General features: G+C 44.7%; 17 protein-coding genes and 2 pseudogenes. 7 read left to right on the plus strand and 12 right to left on the minus strand.

Going from position 1 to position 14,710, the window contains the following annotated elements; genetic code table 11:
* Positions 1-21: 21 nt before the first annotated feature.
* From QUA47_RS09010 to QUA47_RS09020, 3 genes and pseudogenes are all read right to left on the minus strand, one after another.
* Positions 22-279, minus strand: coding sequence for a hypothetical protein (locus QUA47_RS09010; protein WP_333430520.1), 258 nt, complete (start codon positions 277-279; stop codon positions 22-24).
* A gap of 104 nt (positions 280-383) precedes the next feature.
* Positions 384-1,102 (minus strand): annotated as a pseudogene (locus QUA47_RS09015) (IS1 family transposase).
* Between the two features lie 122 nt (positions 1,103-1,224).
* Complete coding sequence (locus QUA47_RS09020; RefSeq protein ID WP_333430495.1) at positions 1,225-4,410, minus strand: DUF4347 domain-containing protein; 3,186 nt, start codon at positions 4,408-4,410, stop codon at positions 1,225-1,227.
* Between the two features lie 235 nt (positions 4,411-4,645).
* Between QUA47_RS09020 and QUA47_RS09025 the strand changes: the two genes are divergently transcribed.
* Entirely contained in the window at positions 4,646-4,885 is a 240-nt protein-coding gene (locus tag QUA47_RS09025; RefSeq protein WP_333430496.1) for a hypothetical protein, read from the plus strand.
* Between the two features lie 419 nt (positions 4,886-5,304).
* Here the strand turns inward: QUA47_RS09025 and QUA47_RS09030 are convergent, their stop codons facing one another.
* Together QUA47_RS09030 and QUA47_RS09035 are read right to left on the minus strand one after the other, a co-directional pair.
* Positions 5,305-5,691: a hypothetical protein gene (locus QUA47_RS09030; protein ID WP_333430497.1), complete on the minus strand. Its 387-nt coding sequence runs from the start codon at positions 5,689-5,691 to the stop codon at positions 5,305-5,307.
* Between the two features lie 189 nt (positions 5,692-5,880).
* Entirely contained in the window at positions 5,881-6,204 is a 324-nt protein-coding gene (locus tag QUA47_RS09035; RefSeq protein WP_333430498.1) for a hypothetical protein, read from the minus strand.
* Positions 6,205-6,288: 84 nt separating this feature from the next.
* Between QUA47_RS09035 and QUA47_RS09040 the strand changes: the two genes are divergently transcribed.
* A complete protein-coding gene (locus QUA47_RS09040; protein ID WP_333430499.1) occupies positions 6,289-6,603 on the plus strand; it encodes a hypothetical protein in 315 nt (104 codons plus the stop codon).
* 313 nt (positions 6,604-6,916) lie between these two features.
* Here the strand turns inward: QUA47_RS09040 and QUA47_RS09045 are convergent.
* Positions 6,917-7,189, minus strand: a pseudogene (locus QUA47_RS09045) (DUF1348 family protein).
* 52 nt (positions 7,190-7,241) lie between these two features.
* Between QUA47_RS09045 and QUA47_RS09050 the strand changes: the two are divergent.
* The 4 genes from QUA47_RS09050 (at position 7,242) to QUA47_RS09065 (ending at position 9,713) form a co-directional block, all read left to right on the plus strand.
* Positions 7,242-7,973, plus strand: coding sequence for a class I SAM-dependent methyltransferase (locus QUA47_RS09050; RefSeq protein ID WP_333430500.1), 732 nt, complete (start codon positions 7,242-7,244; stop codon positions 7,971-7,973).
* A gap of 556 nt (positions 7,974-8,529) precedes the next feature.
* A complete protein-coding gene (locus tag QUA47_RS09055) occupies positions 8,530-8,739 on the plus strand; it encodes a DUF2997 domain-containing protein (RefSeq protein ID WP_015176940.1) in 210 nt (69 codons plus the stop codon).
* Positions 8,740-8,778: 39 nt separating this feature from the next.
* On the plus strand, positions 8,779-9,165 hold the full coding sequence (locus QUA47_RS09060) for a DUF1257 domain-containing protein (RefSeq protein WP_006634895.1): 387 nt from the start codon (positions 8,779-8,781) through the stop codon (positions 9,163-9,165).
* A 77-nt stretch (positions 9,166-9,242) separates the two neighbouring features.
* Complete coding sequence (locus QUA47_RS09065) at positions 9,243-9,713, plus strand: ferredoxin (RefSeq protein ID WP_333430501.1); 471 nt, start codon at positions 9,243-9,245, stop codon at positions 9,711-9,713.
* 94 nt (positions 9,714-9,807) lie between these two features.
* On the opposite strand, the gene QUA47_RS09070 is transcribed toward QUA47_RS09065, so the two are convergent.
* The 6 genes from QUA47_RS09070 to QUA47_RS09095 all read right to left on the minus strand — a co-directional run bounded on the left by QUA47_RS09070 (position 9,808) and on the right by QUA47_RS09095 (position 14,127).
* The gene (locus tag QUA47_RS09070; RefSeq protein WP_333430502.1) at positions 9,808-10,089 is read right to left on the minus strand and encodes a YiaA/YiaB family inner membrane protein; all 282 of its coding nucleotides are present in this window, start codon (positions 10,087-10,089) and stop codon (positions 9,808-9,810) included.
* 319 nt (positions 10,090-10,408) lie between these two features.
* The gene (locus QUA47_RS09075) at positions 10,409-11,503 is read right to left on the minus strand and encodes a hypothetical protein (protein ID WP_333430503.1); all 1,095 of its coding nucleotides are present in this window, start codon (positions 11,501-11,503) and stop codon (positions 10,409-10,411) included.
* A gap of 99 nt (positions 11,504-11,602) precedes the next feature.
* Positions 11,603-12,580: a hypothetical protein gene (locus QUA47_RS09080; protein ID WP_333430504.1), complete on the minus strand. Its 978-nt coding sequence runs from the start codon at positions 12,578-12,580 to the stop codon at positions 11,603-11,605.
* A gap of 56 nt (positions 12,581-12,636) precedes the next feature.
* Positions 12,637-13,005 carry a hypothetical protein gene (locus QUA47_RS09085; protein WP_333430505.1) on the minus strand — a complete coding sequence of 123 codons (369 nt, stop codon included), beginning with the start codon at positions 13,003-13,005 and terminating at the stop codon, positions 12,637-12,639.
* Between the two features lie 61 nt (positions 13,006-13,066).
* The gene (locus tag QUA47_RS09090; RefSeq protein WP_333430506.1) at positions 13,067-13,768 is read right to left on the minus strand and encodes a hypothetical protein; all 702 of its coding nucleotides are present in this window, start codon (positions 13,766-13,768) and stop codon (positions 13,067-13,069) included.
* 92 nt (positions 13,769-13,860) lie between these two features.
* The gene (locus QUA47_RS09095) at positions 13,861-14,127 is read right to left on the minus strand and encodes a hypothetical protein (RefSeq protein WP_190662273.1); all 267 of its coding nucleotides are present in this window, start codon (positions 14,125-14,127) and stop codon (positions 13,861-13,863) included.
* Between the two features lie 254 nt (positions 14,128-14,381).
* On the opposite strand from QUA47_RS09095, the gene QUA47_RS09100 reads away from it, so the two are divergent.
* Positions 14,382-14,705 carry a helix-turn-helix domain-containing protein gene (locus tag QUA47_RS09100; RefSeq protein ID WP_172189318.1) on the plus strand — a complete coding sequence of 108 codons (324 nt, stop codon included), beginning with the start codon at positions 14,382-14,384 and terminating at the stop codon, positions 14,703-14,705.
* Positions 14,706-14,710 lie beyond the last annotated feature (5 nt).

The following is a 14,710-nucleotide window of genomic DNA, read 5'->3' on the forward strand; positions in this document are numbered from 1 at the left end:
GCTCAAACTTTTGGCGGGAGTTCAAGCCATTTCAAAGTCGTAGCCTGGGCTGCAGACTGAGGTGATACCCGCTATGACTGGCTGCATTAAGATTGGCCCGGATAGGCGGCTGTCGCGCCCGATCGCGATCGTTAATTCTGCGACTGATTTATTGACTTTTTGCACCAGCCAACTCACAAAGGCTTGACCCAAAATTGTCGCCATTTCCGGGGTGGGGTTAACCTGTTCCTCTGGAACGCCTTCGAGGGCGATACCGCGAAGGTCTGAACCATGTTGCAGCTTTTTTCAGTTATAGTTTGGCAAAATAATCAATAGTATTTTGGTAGTCCTGCATAGTAATGATAATCAAGCTTTTGGCTCTCTACATAAACTAGCGTTGGTAGTCATGCACAGTAAGGATATCGTTTTCTTATGAAAAAATTATAGTTAGATCCAGAGTTAAAAATTGCCACAATATGGTGAAAGCAGTTTTTTTGACAAAGACAAGGTTTTACGAACCAAACGATAAATTCGCTGCCGTAAAGTATTATTAAGTCTTTCAATTTGACTGGTTTTTCCCGATTTTTTACCTACAGGTCGATGTCTTTTAAAAGGTAGCACTTTTGAATAATATTCCCAAAAATCAGTATAACAAACAGCACATTGTCTCTCGACAGGAGGTAAAGATTGCCCGAGCATGGACGCAGATTTTTTTGAGCGATCTTCAATATAAAGTCCAACAATCTTACGGGTATTTCGATCGAAAGCTATCCAGAGCCATTGCTTTTTTCGCTTGTTTTGACAATTGACCACATTTCATCTACCTGTAAAGTCAATGAACCTTTAGGTTTTTTCATCACAAAATTTTTCCCAGATTTTTCGGCATACTTTTTATTTACATAATTCTTAAAATATCGAATGGATAACCCCGTAGCTCTAGCAATTCCGGCTCAATAAATTTTTTCTAAAATCAGCCGCTCAAATATTGAGTTTAGAAGTGGACTCTGCTTATATGGAGGATTTTCAATCTTCCTGACGACTACAATTTTTACACTTAAATCGCTGTTTCCTGTAATAACTATTTCCATTTAGAAAAATCGTTTTGACAATTAAGACAGTCCATACTTTTAACTCGAAAAGTTATGTTGATTTAATATTAAACCATTACTGTGCATCACTACCAAAGCATTTAATTGCTTGCGGAACATATTAGTAGAGCAAGGATTACTCGCCCTACTAACAGCCTTAAAGCAGAGTAATTGCAGTCGATGCCGGAGCGCCGATCGAACCTGAGCCAAAGCCCAAATTCACCACCCCACCAGTCAAACCAGGTAGATTGTTAATCGTCAGACTAACGCTAGTTTGACCGGGATTAAAGTTCACCGTGCCTCCTGAAGGATTCACAGCAAAGGGACTAATGTTGTAGTCTACGTTGTTCACAGGTTGACCACCACCAGGGGCAACAATCAAATAGTCCACCGAAGCCGAAACCGAAATATCGCCAGTCCGATTAATCGTAACAACTCCAGAACCACCATCAATAATAGGATCGGGAGACGAACCGTAAGAGAAGAAAGTCGGAGACACAGCATTAGAAATCCCTTGATATTCAATGTGCCGCACTAGGTAATCGGAACCATCGCTTTTGAAGGAGGTGGCGGCGTAGGCAGCGGTAGGGCTATCGTAGGGTTTGGTGGAGAACCGCAGTTCGTCAAAAGTAGCGCCACTCAGAGAGTCTCCTACTATCTGGAATTTGAAACTGGCATCGGTGCGATCGCCAATTACAGTCACTCCATCTGAAGACACAGTAATGGGTTTTGGAGCGCTCGGAGCGTTGAGGCGAGCGATCTTAAAATTGGTGGCCGGTACCCGAGCCCCATTATTAAAGATTTGCAGGAAACCAACTTCATTGCCTTGATCGCCCAAACCAGGACTTGTTTTGGGACTCAATCCACTGAGGTCGATCGTTGTGCTAGTGATGTCTTGGTTATCTGCCCATTTCACCTTCAGCGTCTGAGATTGATTGGTGTTGGGGTTATGGTTGATTTCCGCCCGAATTTTATTGGCGTCGGTGAACCAACCATCATAAGAGGATGGGACACCAATACCGCCGGTACTGCCGTAGCTCAACCAGCTTTTAGGGTTTTCGTTGCTTGCTAAGGTGAGGTTGCTGATGACATTCGGGTTAAGATAGTCAGTTTCCACGCCGTCAAAAGCTATCCCAGACAGTTTGATGCCTTGATTCTGGGCGGCATTCGGCCATTGTGCGATCAGGTCACTGACACTGCTGTAATTATTGGTTTGACCCAAGGAACCAGTAAGAGGCGGCGTAACTGTAGGGTTAAATTCGTAAGCGCCAATATCAACGATCGCGCTTCCGTTATTATCACCATCTTGAGGGCGGCTCATACCGCGCTGATCCGCAGCCGGCGCGCCCACACCAGTACCGGTATCAATTGCCGGACTTCCTGCTAGCAGGGGCAGCACAAAAGCGCCGTTAATATTTTGCAAAGAGCCGAGTAAGGGGTCTGCGATCGTCACATTTGCCGTAACATTACTATCATTAGGATCTCCCACGGTCAGTTTAGCGGGGAATTGAAGATTGTTTCCCCCATCAATTAGCTCCCGTCCAGTGTGCTGCCTATTTTTAAAAGGATTACTTGCGGTATTCCTATCAAAAATCGAATTCTTGACCGTAATTGGCGATTTCACAGCATCGTTAAAAGTAGCAATACCTCCCGAATATTCCCCAGCGGTATTTTTAGCAAAAGTCGAATTGACGATATTAGTCGAAAAAGAATCTCTGTTGCCAACAACCATTCCCCCGCCCTGCTTAGCAGCACTGTTGCCGGAAAAGGTACTGTTGACAATGCTGACATTTCCATTTTCTCCCAACCACAAACCGCCGCCGTTATCTTCAGCTTTATTGTTAGCGAACGTGCAGTTTGTCACTGTCAAATCGACATTGCCGTGGCGGACGCCGCCGCCGGAGCCTCCAGTACCTGATGAATTCTTTACGGCTTGGTTATTAATAAAAGTGCTATTTTCCAAAACCACTTTATCTTGGAGATAACCAAACAAAAAGGCTGCGCCTCCTTCTCCCGAGCCGATATTGCCGTCAAAAACGCTCTTGCGAATAGCAATAGTTCCGGCAACAGGGCCGGGGGTTGCATTGGGGCCCGAAGCATTAGCGCCATCGACGTAAACTGCCCCGCCAACGCCTTTATCTGTGCGGTTGCCGATAAATTTAGAGTTTTCGATCGTCATGCTGCCCAACAGGTTATTAACAGCTCCGCCGTAGCTGCCTTTGTTGTTGGTAAATTCGCTATCTCTGATAGTGAGAACACCGCCGCTTTTGGTTGCGATCGCACCGCCACCGCGTTCGGTATTGTCTGCTAAAGAACCGTCATTGCCGCTAAACTTGCTGTTAATTACATTGGTCGTACTGCGAAAACCCGTGTGAATGCCGCCACCAAAACCGGCAACATTATTATTGACTTGGCAATTTTCTAAAGTTAAAGTGCTGCTACCTCCCGTTTGAATGCCACCACCGGCGCTAGTTGCCTCATTATTCGGATCGGTTCCAGAAACTTTGCCGTTGGCAACAATCAGGTTTTTTAGAGTAACATTGGTCGAACCTCCGGTGCGGATTACCCGCGAAGTATTGTTGCCGCTGATGGTTAAACCGGGTGCTGCGCCGCCGTCAACGGTGATGTTTTTGCCAGCGGGAATATCGAGTTGACCGCTGGTGAGGGTAATAGTTTGGGAGGCTAAACCTGGAGCGAAGGTAATTGTATCTCCTGCAACAGCGGTGGCGATCGCAGCCCTTAATGAACCGGGCCCGCTATCGCTATTGTTGGCTACTACGATTGTAGCTAAATCGCCTCGGTAACTTGCCATAGCCTCTGGCTGTAAGGCTAAGGGAGATTCAACTTGACCCCTAGCAAATTCTAAATTCCAGTCGCCGCCGCTGCCGGTTGTGTTGGTGGAAGCGGCAACGTCGGCCCCAGTTAATTGACTGAAGCGATCGGCGAAATTAGCACCTGTACCGTCTGCTACATCGCAGCCGTACAGCATGATGTCTGCTTGTGGGGCTAGTGAAGTTTGCCACTTTTCCAACTGGCTTTTGTATTGCTCTATGTTATGTGAACCCAGAGCAGTATTGCCAAGTTGCAGGCTGCCGGAACTGCCGTGAGAAATAATGTGAACCGAGTCAATAGCCCCGTTAGTAGAGGCGTATTGTTCGATTTCAGAGCTGATTTGTTCGATGCCGTTTTTGGTGCGATCGAGTATTACTACCTGCTGTCCCGGCAGCACTCCCGCGGCAATTGACTCGTAATCTTCCACGCCGGAGTCAATGAAGACTAAGGAGCGCCGCGGTCGTTCTTTAAAAGAAGATTGCGAGTTAAGCTGAGCGAATGTAGAACTCATATTGGAGACTCCATTAAGGGCATTATTGGTAGATACGCCCCGGAGCTATCTCATCAAGCTTATTTGATAACTGTGCGATTTTGGCAGTTAACTTTTGTATGGGTCGAGGTAATCTGAACTGAGGATAACAGAGCCTAATTGCAGTTAGCCCGAGCTGCCGCCAGAAGTTGTGCGAACTTTGTCAACCTTTATAAGGATAGAGGCCGATTTTTGAAGTGCCGAGGTAATTTTCTCGATGCAGTCAGATTCCCCAGCCAAAATTATGGAAACAAAATATCTACCTTCATTGATGCTGGAGTCCTTGAATACAAAGCTTTTGGATGGGGAATTTGCGTATTCCGAGGATCGAGCCGTTTCCCTTAAAGAAGCCAACATATTGCGCCCTCCAAAAGCGAGTTTAGGGGTAGATACAGCCTTAGATTCAGAGCTTCTGAAACTGCCAGCGACCTTGTTTATTTCGCTCATTTTTATTTAACCTATCTATCAGTTTCCCCTATTTCTGCAGCACTGCCATCCGCGATCTCACGGAATTTACAGCACTTTACCATGCTATGAGGTACAGTAGCAGCAATGAGCGAACCAATGTCTTAAACGGTTAGGATTCATCAAATTAAGGGCAAGTGCTGCGATCCTGGGGGTGACCAATATAGCTATAAACCTTGCGTGAGCAAAGTTCTAGTCCTGAGACCTTTTTGATAAAAGTGACGCTTATTACGAGTTAACTTCATTAACTCTTCCACAGGTTCAGCATATTTTTCAAGATAATTAACCCACTGTTGGCTATCATTGCCACTCCCGAATGTACTGCGTCTGCGATAAGTTTTTTGGGGTTTATTGATGCAAAAAAGTTACTTTTTTAAAGGCTTTATTGTGACTATCGTACCTTCAATAAGGTCACGAGTATAGGCAATTATAATCAAAAAAAATTTTAATTAATCGGTCTTCTATTAACCCTGTACCCTCTAAATTATAGCCTTCTGTTTTACAATTACGGAACATTGCCTCAATTCCCATCCGTTGCTTATAAGCAGCGATAGCTTCCGGTAAACTACCTAAGTTAGTTAGAATAAACCACGCCTCGTTAACTGTCCATCCTTGATAATTCCTTTTCCATTTGCAGGCAACATCAAATCCTTCCAGTGGCTTAGTATTTCTAACTTTTACACCTTGAAAGTATAGAGATGTTCCGGGCGTGATCCCTAACTCATCTAACCGTAGCCTGCAGCATATTTTCGGTTTCGATACAATGATTTCGTTTGAGTCGTAAGCAAAAATACACATCTTGCTCTCTCAGCCAGTTGGCCAAATCTACTGAACAGAATTCAGGCATCGCCTAGTACCAAGAGCTGATAATCTTTAAATAAGGGTAAAATAGTTGAGATGACGGCGCTCTGCTCATTGATATTACTGCTACCTCGTTTTGGTAACAGGGACCAAGATAACGGGATTGCTCTTCGCGGACATATCAGACTAACCATAAACAGATTGATACATCCCCATTGGCTGCGATCGATCGCGATCCATAATTTCTGTCCGGGTTGGCAATAATTTGTCAACCAATAGGTAATTAGCGGAAACCACAGACAGGTTAAGGTAAGCTGGGGTAAATCTAAAAATCTTTGTAACTTGCGGCGACGACTTGAGCGTGGTAATGGGGTACGGAAATACGCGAGCAAGTCGTTCTAATCTCACCTGTTTTTCTGATGTTAAGAGATTGAGCACTATTTCTAGAACTAAAAATTGAGAGGGGGTTAGTTCTCTTTGGAAGTGAGTCTGATAGAATCTAGGTAACATATTTTTGGCATAGGTCGAGTGTAACTTTAGCTTGACCTATCTTTTTTTAACACAGGTGAGTCAAATCTTTGCCCTGTCTGGCTTTTGGGCGGGGTTGTCAGCCCGCCAGCAAAATTTAAAAGATTTAAAGCTAATGTCGCTTGTAAATGGAAAGGAAAATATCGCGGAGTCACAGTCAAAGAAGGATGGTTTATATTAACTAAGTTGAAAACCTTAAAAGCGGCTATAAGCGCTTATAAACAAAGATTTGATATAGAAGAAATGTTTAGACATTATAAAAGCGGTAGCTATAACATTGAAGATGCAAAAGTATCAGAACCCAGGCTATTGACCTTAATCTTGTTAGTAAGCATCGCTTATACAGCGAGAATTATTGAAGGAAAATTAGTCAAAAGATAGGGAGCGCAAAAATATGTAGCTCGTCGAAAACAAGCCAAACGTATTTATCGTTCGCACAGTACATTTCAAGTGGGTATGTGGGCGAAAAATTGGGTAAGTTTTATGGATATTTGTCAAGAATAAGTTAGAGAATATAGTAGTTTACACCCCAATAAACGGTCAAATTATCAACGATGTAAAAGGGCGGCAAAGCTGAGCAGAACTGTATTGTAGCCATTTTTGTCACCCTTTCAGCTCTTCCCCTTTCCCTCTTCCTTCGATATTTTGGGATTATTTCAATGAACAAATCCGCACTCTGACCCTCGTGCGACTGCTATTCAAAGCGCACAGAAATCAGCTTCTTTGTAAAACTCCACACTTCATTTTTAAAACAGTAGTCTAGTTCTTTTGCCAACTTTCGTTTTAGGAAAGCCTTGATTTGTTACCTTCCACTGAAAAAGTAGGCAGGGTTACGCCACGGTGAATCTCCGGTGTAAGCTAAAGCTACTCGTTTTGGATCGCGACTATTCCAGTCATCTTCTGCGATTTGAACTTTAGTTTTAGCAGTTTCCCGCGTAAAATGTGGCAGTGGTGGTTTAGTTTCCATCGGGTTGAATGACTTTGCTCCTTTTCAAGGAGTCATCGAACTTAGCATAATAATGAACAAAGCACAAGACCACTATAACCAGCAACTTGCTGCAGTTTACAGTTGGATGTCGGGAAATCCTGAAGCAGCGATCGAACGAAATCACGCTCTTTTTTGTCAATTGGGGCTCGACTCCGTACCGCGAGGATTAGCCATTGATTTAGGTGCAGGCTCAGGATTTCAATCTATTCCTTTAGCGAAATTAGGCTTTTCGGTAGTAGCTATAGATTTCTGTGATGCCCTACTTTCAGAGTTACGCGATCGCGCTAAACATCTTTCCATCCGTACCATTCACGACGATCTGCTTAATTTCTCGCAACATATTCAGGAACAGGCGCAGCTCATTGTTTGCATGGGCGACACACTTACACACCTAGAATCATTGAGTGCTGTCGATTCATTAATTTTGGACATTGAGCGCTGGCTGATTGAGAATGGGATGTTGATTTTAACTTTCCGCGATTATGTCTCAGCAGAGCTTCATGGAACTCAGCGTTTTATTCCTGTACAAAGTGATGAATTTACAATCCTCACTTGTTTCTTGGAGTATCAGGAAAACAGCGTAGCAGTCCACGACTTACTCTATCAAAAACAGGGCGATCGGTGGTCATTCAGTGCCAGTTCTTACCAAAAACTGCGGCTCAATAAAAATTGGTTGTGCGATCGGCTATCTGAAATAGGTTTACAGGTACTTCAGAACGAGATGATTAATGGAATGGTTTGTATCACTGCTAAGAAACTTTAACCTGAAGTTCCCTCCTGCTGGGAACTTCAGGTTAAAAAGCCAACAGACGATGCTTCACCACGACCAGAAGTTACTGAAGGCGCTTCTGATCGACTTCTGATGTTAGCGCGATCGCAACCCTTCCGTCAAAGACTTGATTTGAGCCGCATTTGCCTCTCGCTGTTGGGCGATCCCCACAATCATCCAGACAAATGTCAATTACCTTAGCTTTATGTAAGTTAAGTACCTCGGTTCCCACCGCACTTAACTTACATACCCACCCTCCGCGATCGCTCTTCCCTCCCGATCCCTCCCAAATAGCCCTTGCGAATATTCGCGACTCATGTATGACTTGACTGATGTCACGATCTACGCGAAACTTTACATACAACTGATGTATTGCTTCTACCTATTAATAAGTTCTGTTAAGTTGTGACTCAAAACCTATCAATTCGTCAAAATTGATATAGCGCTTTGTCAGTCAGCCAACTCTCAAGAAGCTACTTCAGGAGGCATCGTCCCTGGCTTGCTGGTGTCGGTGTCTGTTCTCAATATTCCTATTCAGTCAGCCCGCATTATGGAAACACTAGAGTTTGTGATCTATCCAGATGGCCGCGTACAGGAAACGGTCACCGGCATTGTCGGTGCTTCCTGTGCTGAGGTAACGGCTGCAATTGAAGCTCAGCTCGGCGTGGTGCTTCACCAAGAGTCAACATCTGAATATTTCACGCAAGCGCTGCATCAGTCAGCCGAAGCGACGGCCCAAGTGGCTTTTAGCGATTGGTAATTTTTTTGTTGAGTTCACTTAAGTTTTTTTGGAACCACCATGTCACATTTTAGCCAAATTAAGACCCAGATCCGCAATTTGAATTCTTTGGAAGCTGCTTTAACTGACTTGGGTATCGACTGGAAGTCGGGCCCGACTGAGGTGCGCGGCTATCGCGGCCTAACCAGCACCGCTGAGGTCGTGATTGAGCAAAAAAACGGCTACGACGTAGGTTTTAGCTGGAACGGGACTGAGTATGAATTAGTGGCTGACTTGCAGTTTTGGCAGCAAGCTTGGTCTGTAGACCGTTTTCTGAATAAGGTGACTCAGCGCTACGCTTACCATACTGTGGTGAATGAAAGCGCTAAGCAGGGTTTCCAAATTTCTGAGCAAAAGCAAAATCAAGACGGTTCGATCCGCTTGGTGGTGCAACGCTGGTGCGCTTAATAATTTTTCGAGATTTTTGCAATCTTGTGTCATCAAAGTCCGCTTTCGCGGACTTATTTACTATTGTGGGGGTCTAAATGTCTCAGCTTTCTGGACTCGGAATAGATACAGCAAGCGATCGCTCTGGTTTAGAGCCGGAGTTGGGAGGATTTTTGCGGGATGCGCCCGATCGCTCTGGTTTGGAACCGGAATTGGGTGGCGTGTTGCGCCAAAAAGGTGTCTATGTTGATGAGATTACCTGCATTGGCTGCAAGCATTGCGCTCACGTTGCTCGCAATACTTTTTATATTGAACCGGATTACGGTCGATCGCGCGTAGTTCGACAAGACGGGGATTCTGAAGAGTTGATTGCTGAGGCGATCGACACTTGTCCGGTGAATTGCATTCACTGGGTTGATTACACCGAACTCAAGAATCTGGAAGAAGAACGCAAGGATCAGGTGATGCCTGTCGTTGGTTTTCCGGTGGATATGGCGACAGTTAAGGCCGGTATTCGCCAGCGACAAAAGAATAAGTTGCGCGATCGTAAGTTCAAAGGTAGCCATTGAAATCCCCAATTCCCATCCGCAGCTTGAAACCTGTGGCTCAAACAACAAAAACAGCCCGCCCGGGCTGTTTGTTGTATACATTGTATAGTCAAATTTATTTGAGAGGATGGTGCTCAGCGAGAATTTTCTCAACTCTAGCTTCGTCGATTCTGGCAGTTAATGTTGATGCCTCGTTGTTATCGCGAATGGTTTTTGCTAAAGTAAAAGACGAGCCGACTGAAAAAGTTAAACCCATACCCATAAAAGCTTTTTGCCAGGGATCTACCTGTAAATAAATGATACCTACAGTAGTGGCGGAAAGGGCAAGAATAAAAGAAAGCCAGCACTGAAGTATCCAAGCATTAGTATCTTTTTGGCGTAGGATTTGTTTCTGCATAGTGCCTCTAAGTCCAATATATCTTTTGGTTCATTAACTTAAAGAATAGATAGCGTGAGTGAAGCGGTCAGGAGAGCAGGGGACAGTTTCGATAAGTGAACAGTGCGATCGGGCTTTTTACTAAATATTTCAACGCTGTAGAGAGGGTTTGAGCCTCAAGCAAGACTCGCAGCGAGTGGACAGTTTGAAAACTCCACTAAGAAAAGCTAGTTTTTTCTCAAAATAGCGTAAGGTGCGCCGAAGAGCACCTTACTTCTCCCAGTCGGCCTCCGCAGACTGCGTTTGACTCTATGCAGCGGTTTCAACCGCCGAGTCCGATCTACTTATTTTTCTGCTGAGTCTTCGCTTGTTCGATCGCAATTTCCCTCACTGCTTGCAAAGAACTCAAATTCGATGCTCCCTCAATCGCCTTCACCGCCAAATCTTGAACCTGTTTCAAAGCAGAATCTAGTTGTTTCGACAAGCTAGCAAGGCGCGCATCTTGATTTTGAATTGTCTGCAACATCCCTTGAATTTGCAGTTCATAATTTTGCTTTTGCCCTTCGATATCTTTAGCAGACAAATCAGCCTTAACTTTAGCTTGATAATTGCCAATATTGCGACCGTTATCTTTCCCGTTCTTGATATTAGCTTCCAGTTCTTTCGGGAAAGCTTCTACCTTCGCTTTCACCTCAGCATAAAGTTTTTCCCGTTCCGAAATAGATTTTTCGCGTTCCGCCCACTGTTTCTCCTGTTCTTGCTGAAACTCTTCGATTTCTTGATACAGCCTTTTCTGGCGCTGTTGGTATTCCTCGATGTCCAGATTTCGCTGAAGATTCAAATCGTAAGCATACAACTCTTCATCCCGCTGGCGAGCTTTTTGGTGGTTCTCATTGCGTTCTTTAACGGCTAACTTTTGCAGTTCCTGCTCTTTTTCCCAAGCTTGCCGGCGTTCCCACAATTCCTGTTCAACAGTTTCGCGCTGTTCGCTGAGTTCCGCACTAAATGTTTTGGCGCTTTCTTCGTATTGTTGGATTAAATTGTCCAGCGTATCTTCTGCAACATCTTCTAAACTATGCAACTCTTGCAGTTGTTGGATTTCGTCGCCGACAGTTCGCTGCAATTCCCCCAGTTTAGACGCTTCTGTTGTCAGTTTTTCCGACAGTTCGCTGACAGCAGCACCGAAGCCAAATTGCAGTAAGATTAAATTGTCGATCGTCCCCTGCATTTTTTGTTTGCTTTCAGTGAAACCCATTGCTTTTCTTGCTTCCGCTATTGCTAGTTCTTTGACTGCGATTTCTGATTGAGAAATATTGACAGATTTATCGTTATTAAGCTGCTTCAGTTGCGAATCCAGTGCATTTTTTTCTTGTTCCAACTGTTTATAAGCTTCTAATATTTCAGCCTTCGTATTTTTGTCATTCATTCTCGCCATCGCTTTCATCTCCTAACTTTGTTAGTCCGCATCGGCGGACTTTGTTGGACAAGGAGCGGTTTCAACCGCCGATTATTATCAAAAATTTAGCTACAAACCTTAAGCTTTGGTAGCAAAAGCTTTCATTGCCAAGTCTTGCGCTTGCTTCATCGTGGCTTGCAATTGTGCAGAGATTTCGGCGATTTGTTCGGTTTGTCGCCCAATTGTCTGCTGTAGTGATTGCACTTTCAATTCATATCCCTGCTTGCTTCCTTCCCATTCTTTCTCCACTAAATCTGCCTTGACTTTAGCTTCGCGGGAAACTTCTTGAATAGCTTCTTCTTTGGCTTTGACATAAGCCTCTTTGAGTTCTTCTTCAAATCCGGCGACTTTTCTTTGATTCTCTTCAAACTCCGCTTGATTGTCGCTGAGGACTTTTTCGCGCTGTGTCCAATTTTTATCTTTTTCGCGAGTAGATTGCTGCAAGTCCCGTTCTAGTTTGCGCTTCGTTTCTTCGTATTCGTCGGTTTCGATTTTGCGGGTGCGCTGTAATTCGTATTGGTAATCGGCTGTTTCTTGCTGACGCTCTTTAGTTATGAGTGCAGTTTCTTCTTGAACTGCTGCATCAAATTCTTCTTTTTCTTTTTCCCAAACCTTGCGTTTTTGGGTCGTATCTTTTTCGATAAGTTCGCGCTGGTTGGCGCTGTTTTGTTCGAGCAGGGTCAGTTTTTCTCGGTGCTCTTGAGTTAAAATGTGGAGGGCGTCTGCTACAACTCTGATTTGCTGCAACTCTTGCAATTGTTCGGCTTCAATTTCGATGGCGCGTTTTAATTCGTCTAATTTGGAAGATTCCGCCTTCAGTTTTTCGGAAATTCCGCTGATGATGCTGCCGAAATCTAATTGCAAGTCAGCCAAGCCTTTGACGATGCTGTCAATTGTGTAGGTGGAAGCGACTTCGAGGACTTGTTTATTTTTGGCTTTTTCGGCTGACTGTTCTTTGGTTTCTACTTTGGATTCGATCTTTTTGTGGTCGGCTAAAATCTGCTGAAAGTTTTGCAAAATTTGGGCTTTGCTATCCTTGGCAGTTGCTATTGTCATAATTTTTGCTTCTCCTGATTATAGCTTTTCGACACTTGTGACTGAAACGTTTTCAGTTATTCTAAGTTGCGGAGTTGGCTGAGAATGGAACGGTACTTTCTGGCTGCGTCGGGTTTTTCTTCTGGATTGGCAATACCTAGAATTTTGAGAATTTTCCAGCAGCGATCGCACCGATTTCCTTGCCCGCAGCCGCACTCATCAATTATACTTAAAAGTGTGCCTTTTAGCAGTTGATTTTCGGCTAACAAAGCTCGGTAATTCCGCTGGACAGATTCGGCAACTAAAGTCATGTGTTGGAAGTCTTCGGTGAGACTTTCGATGTCATTAACTGCGTCTGCCCGAATTTGGTCTAGGAGCTCAAGATTCTCTTTCAAACGGCTTTCTTGCAGGTTGGGTTTGGTTTTTAGATTCGTTAATTTCTTCATTTCACTATGCGTTGTAACAGTTATGGTAAAGGCGCGATTTAATCGCGCCTTTACCACAGAATTAGAACAAGTCAGCAGTTGATTTGTCTTCCGCTGGCGGTAGCGACATACCGCCGTTGGAATTCAAAGCCATAGCATCGCTTTCACCGCCAGCGTGAGCGGCCATCAAGCAGGCAACTTGCTGCGCCGGCAGGTTATCTAAACACACCATAGCTTTTGTTCCTTCTAAGTCAATCATCCGCGATTGATTGCTAGAATCTGACAAAACTGCTGCCGCTTGGTCGATTACTCCCCAGTCTTTACGCTCCATCCAAGACCATTTCAAGCTGTAGTAGTTAATCGGTTTTACAACTCCGCTGTCGTCTGGTTTCTGACCGGAATGCTTGACAAATTCTGGAACAAAAATTCCGGTGGCAGGTTCTACGCCGCGAGATTGAACTGATGCTACCAAACGGTTAAAATCGTTCAAGCTGCGGTTTTTGATGTATGTCACCATGACAACTCCTTGCGGCAGTTCGCCGGTTTCTGCGACAAACCACAGTTGACCCCACAGTGTGTGGGAAGTTTGACCGAGGGAACCGAAGAATTTGGAGAATTTGAGGATTGTCATGGAACACTTGGAACCGTAGTCTGTATCGCCGATCGTCCACTGGCCGGCCTGGCAATTGTTACGTACTGCGATCGGGATTTCGGGTACTAGCAAAGCATTGCTCGGTTTGGCACCAAATACTGAAAATGTAGGTCTTTCTTGTGTTTTAGTCATTGTTCGTTTTTCCTTAGTTTTTTATTGCTTTAGGGGGAATTGGTAATTGGTAATCCGTTAAATCTCGTACATTGCTCGTGGCCGAACTTCCATTACCTAATCAGATGTGTTGTCGCTTTTGGTTCTGGATAGGTATACTCAAGCACCGCCTCTTGTTGAGCTTTGATAATCCGCAGCGCGGCGAGCAAATGCTCTAACGTTTCTAAGTGCGCTGGGGTGAAGTGGATGCTGAACCCTTCGCCATCCCGCGCGTAGCCGGGACAAACCAGTGAGGCTGAGCTTTGTTCTTCGTGGGTGGCGATGTATAGCCAGTCATCGTCTTCGAGCTTGTAATGCGTGTCTGTCCAGGTTCTCAGCATTTGCTATCTGCTCCTCCTTATTTGCTGCGTACAAGCGTTTTGACGCCCAGCGCTTCTCACTCCTCTAAAGTTGACGACGCTATATGTAGCGTGTGAGCTAGGCTAATTTGCACCCTTAACCCTACCAGTCAGGCTTAGTAGGTTGATTAAACCGTCAACTAACCTCATGGTAGCGCGGGTTGATTTTCCCGTCAAGTATTTTGTTGAACTTTTCATCAAAACAGGCTAGAATGCTTGTCAGGAGGCGAAAAACCGTGGAACAAACATTTGGAAGACTGATCCGTCAAGCTCGCAAGGACAAAGCTTACTCACAACGTGAGCTAGCTGCTATGCTAAGTGTGGATTTTACTTATTTGTCTAAGTTGGAGAACGATCGAGCGGATTATGCGCCAAAAGAGGACGTAATCCGAGCATTAGCGCGAAATCTAGACATAAATGAAGAGGAATTGATTTTCCTGGCGGGGAGACTACCGCAGCAGTACGAAGCGCTGCTGAAGCAGAATCCGAAGGAAATGCAGGCTCTTTTCCGGCGAATGCAAGAAAATCCAGATTGGCTCAAACAGTCTTTTGAAGCGTAAGAGAG

Source organism: Microcoleus sp. MON2_D5 (assembly GCF_036701905.1).
Classification (GTDB): domain Bacteria; phylum Cyanobacteriota; class Cyanobacteriia; order Cyanobacteriales; family Microcoleaceae; genus Microcoleus.